Annotated in this window: 11 protein-coding genes and 5 pseudogenes; 7 read left to right on the top strand and 9 right to left on the bottom strand. The window is 65.6% G+C overall.

The features are described 5' to 3' along the window. The first annotated feature begins 231 nt into the window (after nucleotides 1–231). The 3 genes and pseudogenes from QSK32_RS40255 to QSK32_RS45620 all read left to right on the top strand — a co-directional run. Complete coding sequence (locus QSK32_RS40255) at nucleotides 232–1,362, top strand: serine hydrolase domain-containing protein (protein ID WP_285474893.1); 1,131 nt, start codon at nucleotides 232–234, stop codon at nucleotides 1,360–1,362. 537 nt (nucleotides 1,363–1,899) lie between these two features. Continuing rightward, nucleotides 1,900–2,121 (top strand): hypothetical protein, encoded by a 222-nt coding sequence (locus QSK32_RS40250; RefSeq protein ID WP_285474892.1) that lies wholly within the window; start codon nucleotides 1,900–1,902, stop codon nucleotides 2,119–2,121. An 18-nt stretch (nucleotides 2,122–2,139) separates the two neighbouring features. Continuing rightward, nucleotides 2,140–2,577: pseudogene (locus tag QSK32_RS45620) on the top strand (ISAs1 family transposase); the annotation flags it as partial. Nucleotides 2,578–2,654: 77 nt separating this feature from the next. Here QSK32_RS45620 and QSK32_RS45615 read toward each other — a convergent pair. Both QSK32_RS45615 and QSK32_RS40240 read right to left on the bottom strand, forming a co-directional pair. After that, a pseudogene (locus QSK32_RS45615) lies at nucleotides 2,655–2,915 on the bottom strand (alpha/beta hydrolase fold domain-containing protein); the annotation flags it as partial. 81 nt (nucleotides 2,916–2,996) lie between these two features. Further along, nucleotides 2,997–3,665 carry an IS701 family transposase gene (locus QSK32_RS40240; RefSeq protein ID WP_285474974.1) on the bottom strand — a complete coding sequence of 223 codons (669 nt, stop codon included), beginning with the start codon at nucleotides 3,663–3,665 and terminating at the stop codon, nucleotides 2,997–2,999. A gap of 165 nt (nucleotides 3,666–3,830) precedes the next feature. Here QSK32_RS40240 and QSK32_RS40235 point away from each other — a divergent pair. Continuing rightward, nucleotides 3,831–4,107: pseudogene (locus tag QSK32_RS40235) on the top strand (transposase family protein); the annotation flags it as partial. A 27-nt stretch (nucleotides 4,108–4,134) separates the two neighbouring features. Here QSK32_RS40235 and QSK32_RS40230 read toward each other — a convergent pair. The 3 genes and pseudogenes from QSK32_RS40230 to QSK32_RS40220 all read right to left on the bottom strand — a co-directional run bounded on the left by QSK32_RS40230 (nucleotide 4,135) and on the right by QSK32_RS40220 (nucleotide 8,121). Then, nucleotides 4,135–6,174 carry an MDR family MFS transporter gene (locus QSK32_RS40230; protein ID WP_285474890.1) on the bottom strand — a complete coding sequence of 680 codons (2,040 nt, stop codon included), beginning with the start codon at nucleotides 6,172–6,174 and terminating at the stop codon, nucleotides 4,135–4,137. A gap of 230 nt (nucleotides 6,175–6,404) precedes the next feature. After that, nucleotides 6,405–7,258: pseudogene (locus tag QSK32_RS40225) on the bottom strand (IS5 family transposase). 278 nt (nucleotides 7,259–7,536) lie between these two features. Further along, complete coding sequence (locus QSK32_RS40220; RefSeq protein WP_285474889.1) at nucleotides 7,537–8,121, bottom strand: hypothetical protein; 585 nt, start codon at nucleotides 8,119–8,121, stop codon at nucleotides 7,537–7,539. Nucleotides 8,122–8,480: 359 nt separating this feature from the next. Between QSK32_RS40220 and QSK32_RS40215 the strand changes: the two genes are divergently transcribed. Then, on the top strand, nucleotides 8,481–9,086 hold the full coding sequence (locus tag QSK32_RS40215; RefSeq protein ID WP_285474888.1) for a hypothetical protein: 606 nt from the start codon (nucleotides 8,481–8,483) through the stop codon (nucleotides 9,084–9,086). Nucleotides 9,087–9,088: 2 nt separating this feature from the next. Here QSK32_RS40215 and QSK32_RS40210 read toward each other — a convergent pair whose 3' ends face one another. The 3 genes from QSK32_RS40210 to QSK32_RS40200 are packed head-to-tail and all read right to left on the bottom strand — an operon-like array spanning nucleotide 9,089 to nucleotide 11,037. Then, entirely contained in the window at nucleotides 9,089–9,565 is a 477-nt protein-coding gene (locus QSK32_RS40210; protein WP_285474887.1) for a hypothetical protein, read from the bottom strand. Between the two features lie 24 nt (nucleotides 9,566–9,589). Continuing rightward, entirely contained in the window at nucleotides 9,590–10,330 is a 741-nt protein-coding gene (locus QSK32_RS40205; protein ID WP_285474886.1) for a GAF and ANTAR domain-containing protein, read from the bottom strand. Continuing rightward, the gene (locus tag QSK32_RS40200; protein ID WP_285474885.1) at nucleotides 10,327–11,037 is read right to left on the bottom strand and encodes a GAF domain-containing protein; all 711 of its coding nucleotides are present in this window, start codon (nucleotides 11,035–11,037) and stop codon (nucleotides 10,327–10,329) included. The genes QSK32_RS40205 and QSK32_RS40200 overlap by 4 nt, the downstream gene beginning before the upstream one ends. A 428-nt stretch (nucleotides 11,038–11,465) precedes the next feature. Here QSK32_RS40200 and QSK32_RS45610 point away from each other — a divergent pair. Beyond that, nucleotides 11,466–11,606 (top strand): annotated as a pseudogene (locus QSK32_RS45610) (tyrosine-type recombinase/integrase); the annotation flags it as partial. 240 nt (nucleotides 11,607–11,846) lie between these two features. On the opposite strand, the gene QSK32_RS40195 reads toward QSK32_RS45610, so the two are convergent. Then, on the bottom strand, nucleotides 11,847–12,587 hold the full coding sequence (locus QSK32_RS40195; RefSeq protein WP_045747526.1) for an SDR family oxidoreductase: 741 nt from the start codon (nucleotides 12,585–12,587) through the stop codon (nucleotides 11,847–11,849). A 25-nt stretch (nucleotides 12,588–12,612) separates the two neighbouring features. Here QSK32_RS40195 and QSK32_RS40190 point away from each other — a divergent pair, with 25 nt between their 5' ends. Then, entirely contained in the window at nucleotides 12,613–13,215 is a 603-nt protein-coding gene (locus QSK32_RS40190) for a TetR/AcrR family transcriptional regulator (RefSeq protein ID WP_083449644.1), read from the top strand. The last annotated feature ends 124 nt before the right edge of the window (nucleotides 13,216–13,339 follow it).

Genomic DNA, 13,339 nt, shown 5'->3' with positions numbered 1-13,339 from the left:
TACCGGCCGCGCCGTAACGTAGCGGCTGCGGAAAATAGGAAAACGCCCCGGGCCGCGGTTCCCAGTGAACGGTGTCGTCAACTCAGCGGCCGCCCCACCAAGACTGGGTCGCCAAACAGAAAACGTGCCCGGCGGCTCGTTGCCTCGGTGCCAGAAATGGTCGTATCAAATCAGAGAAAGGTCGTCATGGGGACCATCACATCGCCCACGGTCACGCCCTCCTCAGTCGGTATGGATTCCGCCGCCCTCGACCGGGTGGGCGCCTCGACACAGGGAGACATCAACTCTGGCCGCATTCTCGGAGCTTCCATACTGATCGCACGTGGCGGACAGATCGTCTATCGGCGGTCTCTCGGCACTGTCGCTGCGGACCGGCCGGCGACCGACGACGATAAGTACCTGCTGATGTCCATGTCCAAATCCTTCACAGCAGCCCTCATCCTGCGTGCAGTGGATCAGGGCCGATTCGGGCTTGACACCCGCGTCGATGATCTAGTGCCGGGGTTCGGGACTGCCGGTAAAGGCCGCGCCACGCTCCGGCACCTGATGACCCACACCGCGGGGCTGCCTTTCGGCATGGTGCCGCCGGGAGTCACCCCCGCCCAGATCGGCGACCTACCACGAAAGGCTGCTGCGATCGCGGCCATCCCGGCCGCCTTCGCCCCCGGCGCACGGTGCGTCTACACCTCAGGGCTGGGCTACGACCTACTCGGCCACATCCTGGTCAACACAGACCCGAAAGGCCGCAACTTTCGCAAGATCATGCACGACGACCTGTTCGTCCCGCTCGGCATGACCGACAGCAGTTTCGGCCTGCCGCTGGACGACCCGCGACGGGTCCCCGTCTCATTCACCGAACAGAACACCGGTCCCACCACCCCGGCGATGCTGGGCATGTTCAACCAAGCCTTCGACGCGGACGCCGAGGTCCCCTCAGGCAACGCCTACTCCACCATCGACGACGTGTTCCGCTTCACCGAGGCCCTACGCAGCCGTGGCACCGCCAACGGCTACCGCCTGATGTCACCGGCCTTGTTCGACTACGCCCGCCAGAACCACACCGGGGAACTACCGAACGAGGCGTTCAACTTCGAGGTACAGGCCCGGAACCTGGACCCCCTCATCGCCAACTTCACCCTTCTCGGCGGCTACGTCCGCGGCACCGGCCACAGCCTCACCTCCGCGGGATACACAGCATCACCCGAAACGATCACCGCTGTCGGCGGCGCTTCCACAGGCTGGATGATCGACCCACAACACGACCTCACCGTCATCTACCTCTCCGCCGGCTTCATCGAAGGACTACGCCACTTCGAACGCCTGCAACGCATCAACGACCTCGCCCTCGCCGCCGTCAGCTGACGGTTTCACCTCTCATGCCGGCGGGAGCAATCCACCAGTATCCTCGTGCTCGCCGGCGTCAAGAGGGTCAACCCAGCTCACCGGGGTGCTGCAGGGCCGCGGCTTGATCCATTTCAGCGAAGGTCAGCGGTGGCACGCTGACCTTCGCTGAGACCGGGCCGTGCTCGCAGGGCGGTTGCGTAGTCGGTTGAGGGGCCTGTGAGCTGGGGTTTTAGGTTGCTCGATGGGTGGAACCGAGTACATGCAGGACGGGTGCGACCCGTTCGTGATCATGGTGGTTGCGAAGACAACCGTGATAGAGACCTGGACGCACCCGCTGATGACATCACTGACCGAGATCGTGCTGCCGCAGCGGCCCCGGGTATGCCGTGCCCGACGTTGGTCACCGATGGTGACCACCGGAGTCTGCTCGCCGCGTTGGCGGCGGTGCACGACCCGCGGGATCCGCGGGATCCGCGGGTATCCCCTGGTTGCCGTCCTGACGGCGGCGGTGTGCACGGTAATCGCCGGAGCGTGCACGTTCGCCGCGGTCACGGATTGGGTGCGGTTCCAGGACCGCACGGTCTGGGCCCGACTCGGCTCGAGGCCCGGGTGCCGGCCGCGACGACGGTGTGGGTCCTGGCCCGCTGGCTGCGCTCGCGGACGGCGCCGGTCCCTGCCGGTGGTCACTGGTGGCGCCGGGTCATCGCCGTCGACGGCAAGGCCGCCCGCGGTGCCCGGCTCGCCGACGGCCGCCAGGTCCACCTGCTCCGCGCGTAGGACACCAGCACCGGCATCGTGCTCGCCCAGGTCCAGATCACGGCGAAGCCGAACGAGATCCCCGCGTTCACGCCGCTGCTGCTCCTGGCCAAGACCGTACGGGGCTCCCTCGACGGGATCCTGAACGTCGCGGACGCCCTGCATGCGCAGATCGGGCACGCCGACCTGGCCGCCGAGCACGGCGCGCATCTGATGGTCACGACCAAGGCCAACCAGCCGAAGCTGTTCGCCGAGCTCAAGGCCCTGCCCTGGGCAAAGGTTCCGGTCGGGGCGCAGACCCGCGAGACCGGTCACGGCCGCAAAGAAACCCGCACGGTCAAGGCACTCGCCGTCGCGACACCGGGCGGGATCGGCTTCTCCAGGGCCGCACAGGCCGTCCGGATCACCCGGACCCGCACGGTCCAGGGCAAGACCAGCCGCGAGACGGCGTACCTGGCGAGTTCGCCGCCCGTCGGCCAGGCCCGTCCCGTCGATCGGGGCGCCTGGGCGCGGGCGGAATGGCAGATCGAAAACAGGGCCAGGTCGACCGGGCCGTACCCCACGGCCACGGCCTGCACACTCGTATCCGGATACAGATCGATGTCAGGTTCACCCGGCAGCGCGACTGCGTGGCCAGTCAGCGCGCCGAGGGCAGCGAGATGCCCGCCCGCGGACGATCCCCACAGGCCGATCGCGTTGCCGTCAAGGCCGTAGGCCGAGCCGTTTGCCCTGAGGAACCGGACGGCAGTACGCACGTCGTGCAATTGCGCCGGGAAGAGCGCTTGGCCGCTGAGCCGGTAATCGATGCTGGCCATCGCAATGCCTCGATCGGCGAAGTAGCGGCTCAGATTCGGTGCGAGTTTTCTATCGCCGAGTACGGCAGCCGCCATTCGTGATCATGGCTGGAGTTCGAGGGTGAGGCGGCGGGCGTAGTGCGCTCGCCTGGCTCGTGCCTGGTGACGGCGTCGCCAGTGTGACCAGCGCAAACGGTAGGTGCTGCTGTGGGTCGGCCGGATCAGTAGGACGTTGATCAGGCGGCGGATCTCGTTGACGGTCAGGTCGATCATGTCGTCGGCGAGCTCGGACCGGGTGGCGAACGCGATCGTGTCCGGGACGCCGGCCTGCTCGCACCGGCCACGGTCGTCGGTCCAGGACTTCGGCAGGTAGATCCTGCGATCGATCAAGGTGTGACCGTGTCTGCCCGCATAGGCCAGGAACACGCCGACCTGGGCGTTCTCGATCCGTCCAGCGGTGCCGGTGTATTGACGCTGGACACCGACTGAGTGCACGCCCTTCTTCAGATCGCCGGTCTCGTCGACCACGAGGACGCCGTCAGGGTCACCGAGCCGGTCGGCGACGACCTTACGTACGTCGTCACGCACTGCGTCGGCGTCCCACTTGGCCCGGTAGAGCAGCCTCTGCATCGCATCCGGCCGGGCATGTCCGGCCTGCTCAGCGACCTGCCAGCAGGTCTTGACCTCCAGCTCGGCAAGTAGCCCGGTGACGAACCCAGCCGCCGCCCGGCGAGGCTCGACCCGGCAGAACCGGCCGGCGAACGAGTCGATGACCAGGTCGACGGTTCGTCGCCACTGGGCAAGCTCTACGCCGTGGCTCTCGGCCACCGCAAGGTCTGATGTTGTGTCCACAACGCACAGACGATCATGCGGTGGCCGTCCTCGTTCCCGCGGGATCCGAGGTCACCTCACGAACGGCGGCTGCCGTACTAGGTGATCCTCGACGGCACCCTGATCGGAATCGACCGGGTCGCCGACCAGAAGCCCTACGACTGACGGAAAACACCGCCGACACGGCGTGAACGTTCAGGTCATAGCCGATAATGTCAACCGGGCACACGCCCGGATCCGCGCCATCGGCGAACGCGCCAACACCACCCTCAAAACCTGGAAGATCCTGACGAAACTCCGCTGCAGCCCGCACCGGGCGACCCCGATCGTCCAGGCCATCCTCGTCCTGCACCATGTCGAACACCCTGCCTACTCAGGATGAAAAGGCGCAGATCGTCGTATGCGGGCATCAGTGCGTATCGGCGGCCTCGGTGGGCTGCCGACCGGAGTGCTCGTTCACCAGACGGGTCGCGATATTGCTGAGCGCTTGGTCGAGCAGATCCCGGTCACCCGGGCCGGTCATAGTGATGTCCTCGAGATGGGCGTCAAGCCATCCGAGCCAGGCTTGCCGGACACGGTCGAACTGCTCTTGGCCAGTGTCGGTCAGCTCGACAATGTCGCCGTCGATGCGGGCGAAGCCAGCCTGGGTGAGGCCAGTGAACGTCGGCTGGAGCAGTTCCGGTGGAATGCGGTGATCACGGGCGATGGTCGGCAGGTCGGCTTGCCCCTTGGCCTTGGTGTACAGATGCGCCTGGCCCACGGCCCACGCCTGGGACGGGTTGAGCGCGGCTCCAGAGTCGGCAAGAATCTGATCGAGGACCGCACGGTCGCCGTGCACCCGCCGCATGGTGTCGCTGATCTGCCGTTCCAGCTGACCGACGCGATCGTCGGGGGCCGGTGGAGAGAAACCCTCTCCGACATCGGTGGCAGCTGCGCGGGCGCTGTCGCGCAGCGGGAGTTCCTTGAGGAACAGCGCGACGAGGAAGCCGACTGCGGCGACTGGGACGACCCATTGGAAGACGTAGTTGATGGCGTCGGCATACGCCGCGATGATTGGCGTCGCCTGCGCGGCAGGCAGCGCGTGAAGCGCCTGCGGATCTGCGGCGGCCGCAGCCGATGCTCCGGAGCTGACGAGCGCGGCGGCCATTTCGGGTTCGAGGTGGTTGCTGTACAGGGTGCCGAAGACCGCCGTGCCGAATGAGCTGCCGAGGGTACGAAAGAACGTCACGCCGGAGGTCGCTGTCCCCAAATCCGTGTACGGCACAGTGTTCTGAACAACGATGGTGAGCACCTGCATGGACAGGCCGATCCCCATGCCCAGTACGAACATGTACAGCGACATCAGCCAAGCACTGGTCCCCTGTCCGATGGTCGACATCAGGTAGAGGCCACTGGCCATCACCAGGGTGCCGACTACTGGGAAGAGCTTATACCGGCCGGTGCGGCTGACGACGTTACCCGAGATGATCGAGGTGAGCATGAGTCCGACGACCATGGGTAGCGTCCGGATCCCTGACCCGGTAGCCGAAACACCGTCCACGTATTGCAGGTACGTAGGCAGGAACGTCATCGCGCCGAGCATGGCGAACCCGACGATAAAACTCAGCATCGAGCAGATCGAGAAGACCGAGTTGCGGAACAGCCGCATCGGTAGCACTGGTTCCGCGGCCCGAAGCTCTACGGCAACAAACGCAGCGAAGAGCAGAATCGCTCCGGAAAACAAGCCGATGATCATCGGTGAGGACCAGGCGTACTCGTTGCCGCCCCATTCCAGGCCAAGGATGATGCTCGTGGCACCCGCCGCGACCAGGCCGATCCCGGCATAGTCGATGATCGGCCTGGTCGCGGCGGTGATCGACGGTATCGTCTTGGCCGCCATGCCGATCACGACCACGGCGATCGGCACGTTGATGTAGAACGCCCAACGCCAGCTCAGATTGTCGGTGAACAGCCCGCCCAAGGTGGGGCCGACGACCGTCGTCACGGCGAAAACGGCACCTAGCGCCCCTTGGTAGCGGCCACGGTCCTTGAGCGGGATGACGTCGGCGATCAGTGCCATCGCGGTCACCATCAAACCGCCTCCGCCGATGCCTTGCACCACGCGGGCCACGATGAGTACGGCCATGTCCTGCGCGACGCCGCACAGTGCCGAACCGGCCACGAAGGTGATCGCGCTGACTTGGAAGACGAGCTTGCGGCCGAACAGATCACCGAACTTGCCGGCCAGCACGGTCGCGATCGTCTCGGCTAACAGGTACGCGGTGACCACCCAGGCCATGTGCCCGGCTCCGCCCAGGTCCGCAACGATTGTGGGCAGGGCCGTCGAAACGATCGTCTGATCCAGCGCGGCGAGCAGCATTCCCAGCAGGATCGCGACAAAGACGGCGTTGATCTGCCCTTTGTTCAACACCGGCGGCGCCGGGTTGTCGGACGCGGCGGTACTCGGCATGAGATCAGTTTCGGTCGGGCTGGCCGATCATGCCTCCGATATCGGGAAAGAGGTCAGGAGACCCCGGACGTAAGCCGACGCACCGTAGCCGAGGCCCAACCCCGACCGACACCTGATCCGCCGTGACATCCGCACCCGACACGGCGGCCATCACACCAGAACAGCCCCGACCCGGCTGTGACCAACACTCACACCCACTGAGATCAACTTAGAGCGACCGGCAATAGGTTTCATCTGAGCCGGCGGGTGGTGGGTCTGGTGTCCCAGCGGTAGAGCGTGCGGGCTCGTTGGATGAGTTGACGGATCGTGACGATCGCGGCGGCGAGGTACAGGTAGAAGTCGATGATCTTGGCGTCGCGGTCGGTGCAGCGGCGGATCTTGCCGAAGCCGTTCATCCACGAGTTCGTCCGCTCGACCACCCAGCGTTTGCCGACTGGATCGGGGCGGGCACGCCCTTGCGGGCGATCTGCGCGTCGAAGCCGATCTCGTCGAGCAGTTCACGGCTGCGTTTGCTGTCGCAACCACGATCCAGATGAGCAGTGACCTGCTCAGGCCAGTAGTAACAGAGCTGGGTGCCGCACGCTTCGAAGGTGTCACGAAGCAACGGCGAGTCGTGCCGGTTCGCCGGGGCGCCGACGATCCCGAGCGGGATCCCGTAGCCGTCCACACCGGTCGAGCGCTTCATGCCGCCCTTGCCACGGTCTACAGGAGACCGACCAGCCCGGTCGCCGCCGCACGGCGCTTTCGTGATCGCGCCGTCGGCGCTGACGTCGGCCAGATCCAGGCCGGTCATCCGGGCATAGGCATCCAGGGCCAGCTCATGGACCTGTTCACCGAGACCGGCAGCGGCCCACGCCTGCAGCCGGCGTCGGACGGTCCGATCCGAACAGGCAGCCGACGCGACACGTTCATAGCCGGAGCCGTGAACCAGAGCGGCGATGACATGCTCGAACACCACCCGGTCCGGGATCCGGCGGCGGTGGCAGCCCAGCGGATGCGACGGATCGAACTCGGGTCGTTCAGGCCACAGCGCGGCGAACTGGACCCAGACAGGCTCGAACAACGAAGATGGCAGCGCAGGCACGGGACTCCATCGGTCACGAAGCGTAGAGAACTCCGATGATCAATGGACCCGTGCCTGTTTGCTTCCTGCTGGTCCCGCCTGTCCGAATCTTGGACCTATCGCCGGACGCTCTAAGTGGCATTGCACCGAAGACAACCGGGTCCTCGAGCAGAAGTTGCAGGCCGCCCGCTTGAATAACCGTTTCTCGACAAGCGGCTCGCTGACCTTGAAGCCGAACTCCTTGACATCCAGGTGTCCAAACCGCTGGTAGGGATCTCAAGGCGGCCGGGGCGGTGAGATCAACCGCCGAAGTACGGCGTCGCGTGGATCCCGGTTCCGTATTCATGCTGAAGATTCGCTGCTGCGATGAACTCCGCAGCGCCTGGCAGGACCGGGTGCGATCCGATCTTGCCGACGGCCAAACTCCGGATCGCTCGATTCAGCTTGCCCGAGGCACTGGTCACCGCCTTCCAGTCCCACGCGGCGGGATCATCCAAACGCCGCAGCGTCGGCGCCCACGCTGCGGCGCGCTTCTCGGTGTTGTGGTTGGTATGACTCCACCGCAACTCTTGGTCACCGAACGGTCCGCCATAGTGAAGCTGGATCAGACCCCAACCTTCGCAGGAGTATCGGAACTTCGCGTCAGATACACCGGGGACGAAGTCGATGCGCTTCGCCGTCGGACCCGGCCCGGAGCCGACGACGAACAACATCAGATGTCGCCCGCTAGGCTCCGCCGGAATTTTCTCGCAGGCCTGGAACTCGCGTAATTCCTGATCTGGTTCTGAGTCCGCCTCGAAGATCCGGAACAGATTCGAATCAAAGGCGGCGCGAAGGACGGTGGGCCAGTCGTCGTCAGCTGCGTAGAAGTCCAGGTTGGGCACCGTCGTACTATCCCAGTTCATCCCATGACTGCTATCCCAGCACCCGCTCACCATCCATGGGCGGGACGACCAGAGACTCGGCAGGCCTTCGGTCTCGACCCGGATGACGATCTACGCTGACCCCTCCGCCGCAGTTGGCATATCCGAGCCGCACCCAGTGCATAAGAAGATCTACAGCGAGCCACCGGCGCACATGAATAGATATTCACGCAAAAGAATGTTAGACCCTGCCGCCAAGCTGACGACATGACTACGACCACGGAGCCCGCGGCTGATGGCGCCGGCGAACGCAAGAGTCTCCCGCCGGCCATGCTGGCCGCCCTCTGGACGGTCAGCAATGGCCGCTGTTACGCCCCAGCGTGTCCGCACCCGGTGGTATTCGAGGTCAGACCGGGAGAGTTCAAGAAGAACGCGCAGGTCGCTCCCATTTACGGCGTGCGTCCCGGCGCTCCCGCTACCGGCGCGACCTGCCTGCCGAGAAGCGGGACTCCTTCGAGAACCTCCTCCTGCTCTGCCTGGCACACCATGAGGAAGTCGACGGCAAAGACAGCGAGAAGCGCTACCCGCCGGAACTGCTCCGAAAGTGGAAGATCCAGCACGAGGGCGCCGAGAACGCAGTTCTGGACCGCCTTCGAGTGATGGACACCGACGCGCTCATGAAGCTCCTGACGGAGATCGCCGAACCGCCCGTCAAGCGGCTGGAAGCTATCGTCGAGCAGCTCGAGAAGACGCACACCGTCACGAGCGAGACCGTGACCGAGCTGAAGTCGATCATCGCGCTGATGTCGGACACTGGCACTGGCGTGAACGCTGCAACCGCAGCGAGTCTCGCTTACGCCGCAGAGGTGCTCAACCCCACGGACCTCGAGGCCGCTGCGGCTGGCCTCAACCATGCCGCCGACGTGCTGCCTGGCGTCGTTCGCCGCGTTGAGGACGCGGTTGGCAGAATGGGTCAATTCATGTGATCTCACTGCAGCGGACGCGAACTCACCGCGTCAGCTGACTGTTCTGCCGTGACGTCGGCCACTGAGACGGTTGACGTCACGGACATGTTCGCGACGTATCTGACCAGCTCAGGAGCGATATGAATTCCTTGACGGTCGGTAAGATCGAGCAGGACCACCTGCGCCGAACCGTCCTGCGCGAACACCGCGGAAACGGCCCGGCCGCGGTGGCGCCGGGTTTCGTCGTGGGGACGGCGCGGGCCGCCCTGGAGTCCGGTTACCACGTGGTCCTCGAGGGCATCCTGGACAGCGGAGCACACGGCGACCTGCTGCGCGACCTGATCGCCCGCCACGAGGGCCCGTCCGCGGCCTTCTACTTCGACATCCCGTTCGACGAGACGGTCCGCCGCCACCAGACGCGCGCCGAGCCCATCCCGGTGACCGCCGAGACGATGCGAGGCTGGTACCTGCCCCACGACATGCCGCGCCTGCGCCGCCAAGACGACCCGGCCCTAGATACACCCTTAGAACTGATCGGTGGCCTTTCCTGTGTTGATCTCACGGGCAAGGTCGGCAATCTTTCGGTTGGTGTTGCGGGCGCGGTTACGGATGCGGTTGAAGGCGTCCTCGGTGTTGATGCCGAAGCGTTCGGCGAGCATTCCCTTAGCGCGTTCGATGTCCAGTCGGGTGGTGAACGCGGCCTGGAGTTGTTCGGCCAGGGTGCGATGAGCGGTGATCGCGCGGTGTTGGAGCAGGGCGATGGTGGTGAGGTCGGCGAAGGCTCGGCTGATCTGCCGGTCGGCTTGGGCCAAGCGGCCCGGGGTGTTGCTGAACAGATTGAGCACCCCGACGGTCTGTTGACGCAGACGCATGGGGATGGCGTGGCTGGATCGGTAGCCGTCGGAGTGGGCGCGGGCGGAGAAGTCGGTCCACTGGTTGCCGGGGGTGGTGAAGTCAGGGTGTTCGGTGACAGCGCCGCTGTGGAAGGACGTCAGGCACGGGCCGTTGCCGTTGTCGATCTCGAACAGTTCCAGCTGCCGGGTGGTCTCGTCCGATGAGGCGACCAGCCGGATCCTTCCGTCGGGCTCGGCGAGCATCACTCCGGCGCCGTCGACGTTCAGTAGTTCCTGGCAGTAGCCGGTCAGCTGGTGCATGCGTTCAGTCAGGTCGAAGTCGTCGACCAGGGTGTCGGACAGGACCACGAACGCGTCGATGACGCGTTGATCGTGGGTGGGGCCGTGGCCCGGGGTCGTCGGGGCGCTCACGAAGCGCTACTCGGGTCGAATCGCAGCCGGTGGGCGAGCACGTCGACGACGACGTCGCGGACGTGCCGATCGTGGTCGACGGCGTATCGGCGCAACCGGTGCAGGGCGGTATCGGCGTCGACGTCGGCCTGGACCATCACCCTGCCGGTGGCCTGTAGCAGGAAAGCGGCCTCCTCGCCGATCACGGCGCCGGCGCCGTTGCCGGCGACGGCGTCGTCCTGCAGCAGTACCGCCGCCACGGCCGCGTAGCGGACGGCATGGTCGACGTCGGTATCGCTCAAGGCGCCTGCGGTGATGCGGCACATCTCAAGGGTGGCTACCGGCCGACCGTCCAGCAGGACCGGGAAGGCGAACACGGCGCGGATGCCGACCGCAACGGCGCGGGCACCGAAGTCGGGCCAGTCGGCGATCGCCGGAACATCGTCGAGATCGGAGACCAGGACCGGTCGCCGGGTGTAGAAGGCGTCGAAGCACGGGCCTTGGCCCAAGGCGATCTGCAAATCTTCGATCAGGTCGATGAGCCTGCCGGTGACAGCGAGGACCACTCGACCGTGTGGGGTAAACATGGTTAGCCCGACCCCGTCGATGGCCGGCAGGACGGCCTGCAGCCCGGCACACAGGGCACCGGTGCCACCGCGCGCACGAAGGGTCGAGACGGTGCGCTGGACCGAGTCAGGTCCAGCTTGGTCATCGTGCAGGGCACTCATCGCGGACTTCCGAACCCGGAGCAACGCCGGGCCGGTAGGGGGCGCACCGGCGGCGCGTCAGGTCGCCACGGCGGAAAACAGGACAGGAATGAACGACTCACGAAGGCCTCCTGGAGGACGAGTGTCAGTTGCACCCGTCACGGATCGGAGGCCAAACGGGGTCCAGGTCAAAACGACCGAGTCACCCGACGAGTTCGAATACTCTGGACCCTACACCGCCCCTCTGCCTTCACGGCCATTCTCAGTCGGCGTAGCGCTCGGGGACTGTTGGTACCTGCTCGAGGGTGTGGCTGAGCGTGTTGTTCGCCCGGTGATGCCGGACTCAGCTCCTGAAGTGACCCACTGTTTCCCACCCGCTCAGGCACCGCCATCACCCGGGACCCGCTCGAACGTCGAGTAGCCAGGCACGCCGCGACAGCCGCACTGGCCTGCTCGACCCTCGCCGAGAAGAAGATCCCCCGCATGTCCTGCGTCACACCGCAGCCACGCGGTTGTTGAACGCCGGAGTCGACACCACTGTGACTGCCCTGTGGCTTGGCCACGAAAGCGTTGCCACAACCCAGGTCTATGTCCACGCCGACCTCGTACTCAACGAACGCGCGCTGGCCCGTACCACGCCGCTCGGCACTGCTCCAGGGCGCTACCAGCCCACCGACACGATCGTCGCCTTCCTGGAGAGCCTGTGGCTATGCCGACGACATCCGCAGGATCAGAGGGAGCTGGCGGGCCGTCAGCACACAGAAATCCTCTACTGCACGAGTGAGGTTCGGTGTGCCCGACGGCGTCCGGATCTGGCTGCTGAGCGGAGTTCAGCCCTGGCGGGTGGGTCGGATGGTCAGGTCGCCAATCTCGACGTCGTCGGGTTGATCGATTGCGAAGGCGATCGCCCTGGCTACCGATGCCGGGTCGATGCCGAGGTCGGCCATGTTCTGCCTGGCCTGCTCACGCATGGCCGGGTCGTCGAGGGCGTTGTCGATGAGTTCGGTGCGCACGTAGCCCGGGGAGATGGACGTGGTGCGCAGGACGCCGTCGGTGCTCTCCTGTCGCAGAGCCTCCAGGAAGGTGCGGACCGCGTTCTTCGTTCCGGCGTAAACCGCCTGCGTGGGAACAATTTTCAGTCCTGAGGTCGATACCACGGTGACCAGGTGGCCATTGCCCTGACGGCGGAACACCGGCAACGCTGCGGCGATCCCGTGCAGGATGCCTTTGACGTTCACGTCGACCATGGTCGACCAGCCCGCGAGGTCGAGGTCGTCCATTCGGCCTATCTTGGTGATCCCGGCGTTGCCGACCAGGACGTCCAGCCGACCGAACCGTTTGACGGCGGTGTCGACGAGTGACTGGAGGTCGTCGGGGTTGACGACATCGACGTGAACGGCTGCCGCGGTGCCGCCCGCGGCCGTGATCTCGCCGACCAGCCGATCCAACCGGTCGGTGCGGCGCGCGCCCAGCACGACGACCGCACCGCAGGATCCGAGATGGCGTGCTGTTGCTTCACCGATGCCACTGCTGGCGCCGGTGATGGCGATGACCTTGCCCTGGATAGTCATGGCGACTCCCACCTAGAATGGACACATGTCCGGATACCCTGATCAGCATAGCGGACATGTGTCCGCTTACGCCGGGAGCAGCACACCACAACGGTCCGACGCGCAGCTCAATCGGGAACGGATCCTGCAAGCGGCGCGCAAGCTGGTAAACGGACCGGGTGCGCTGAAGCTCAACGCGGTCGCCAAGGCGTGCGGCATAGGGCAAGGGACGCTCTACCGGCATTTCCCAACGCGCGAGAGTCTTCTGGTCGAGGTCTACCGCGCGGAAGTCGACGAGTTGGTCGCCGCCGCCCCGCAGCTGCTGGAGTGCCACCAGCCGCTGGACGCACTCGGGGCCTGGTTCGACCGAGTGGCTGCTTACGCCCGGGTCAAACGCGATGTTTTCGCGGCCGTCGAGGCGGCCACCTGGCGCGACCTCGCCGCCCACAGCCTCGGCCCGATCGGCGACGCGGTCGACCTGCTGCTGACTGCGGGCCGCGCGACCGGCAGCATTCGCCCGGACGCGGAGGCCCGCGACGTCATCGTGCTCATCAGCTGGCTATCGCGCCTGGATGACGCCGAACTCGATGCCCGCGGGCCCCGGTTGTTGTCAATCCTGATCGACGGACTCCGGACACCCCATTCCTAATACTCCAGCAGGAGATCCGTTTCAGGGTTCGGTGAGGGCTTGTCGTTCGTAGTGGCTGGTCCTGGCAGCGTTTTGGTGGCGGCGTCGGAAGATGGACCATGTGATCACGGTGGTGATGTTCGCT

The organism is Actinoplanes sp. NBRC 101535 (assembly GCF_030269225.1).
In the GTDB taxonomy this organism is placed as follows: domain Bacteria; phylum Actinomycetota; class Actinomycetes; order Mycobacteriales; family Micromonosporaceae; genus Actinoplanes; species Actinoplanes rectilineatus.
The sequence above is the reverse complement of the archived record's forward strand: the minus strand, read 5'-3'. Positions and strand labels throughout refer to the sequence as shown.

Bases quoted from the DNA above. Each gene is read 5' to 3' on its own strand.
- QSK32_RS40230 (WP_285474890.1), bottom strand. From the start codon at position 6,174: ATGCCGAGTACCGCCGCGTCCGACAACCCGGCGCCGCCGGTGTTGAAC.
- QSK32_RS40255 (WP_285474893.1), top strand. From the start codon at position 232: ATGGATTCCGCCGCCCTCGACCGGGTGGGCGCCTCGACACAGGGAGAC.
- QSK32_RS40190 (WP_083449644.1), top strand. From the start codon at position 12,613: ATGTCCGGATACCCTGATCAGCATAGCGGACATGTGTCCGCTTACGCC.
- QSK32_RS40200 (WP_285474885.1), bottom strand. From the start codon at position 11,037: ATGAGTGCCCTGCACGATGACCAAGCTGGACCTGACTCGGTCCAGCGC.
- QSK32_RS40195 (WP_045747526.1), bottom strand. From the start codon at position 12,587: ATGACTATCCAGGGCAAGGTCATCGCCATCACCGGCGCCAGCAGTGGC.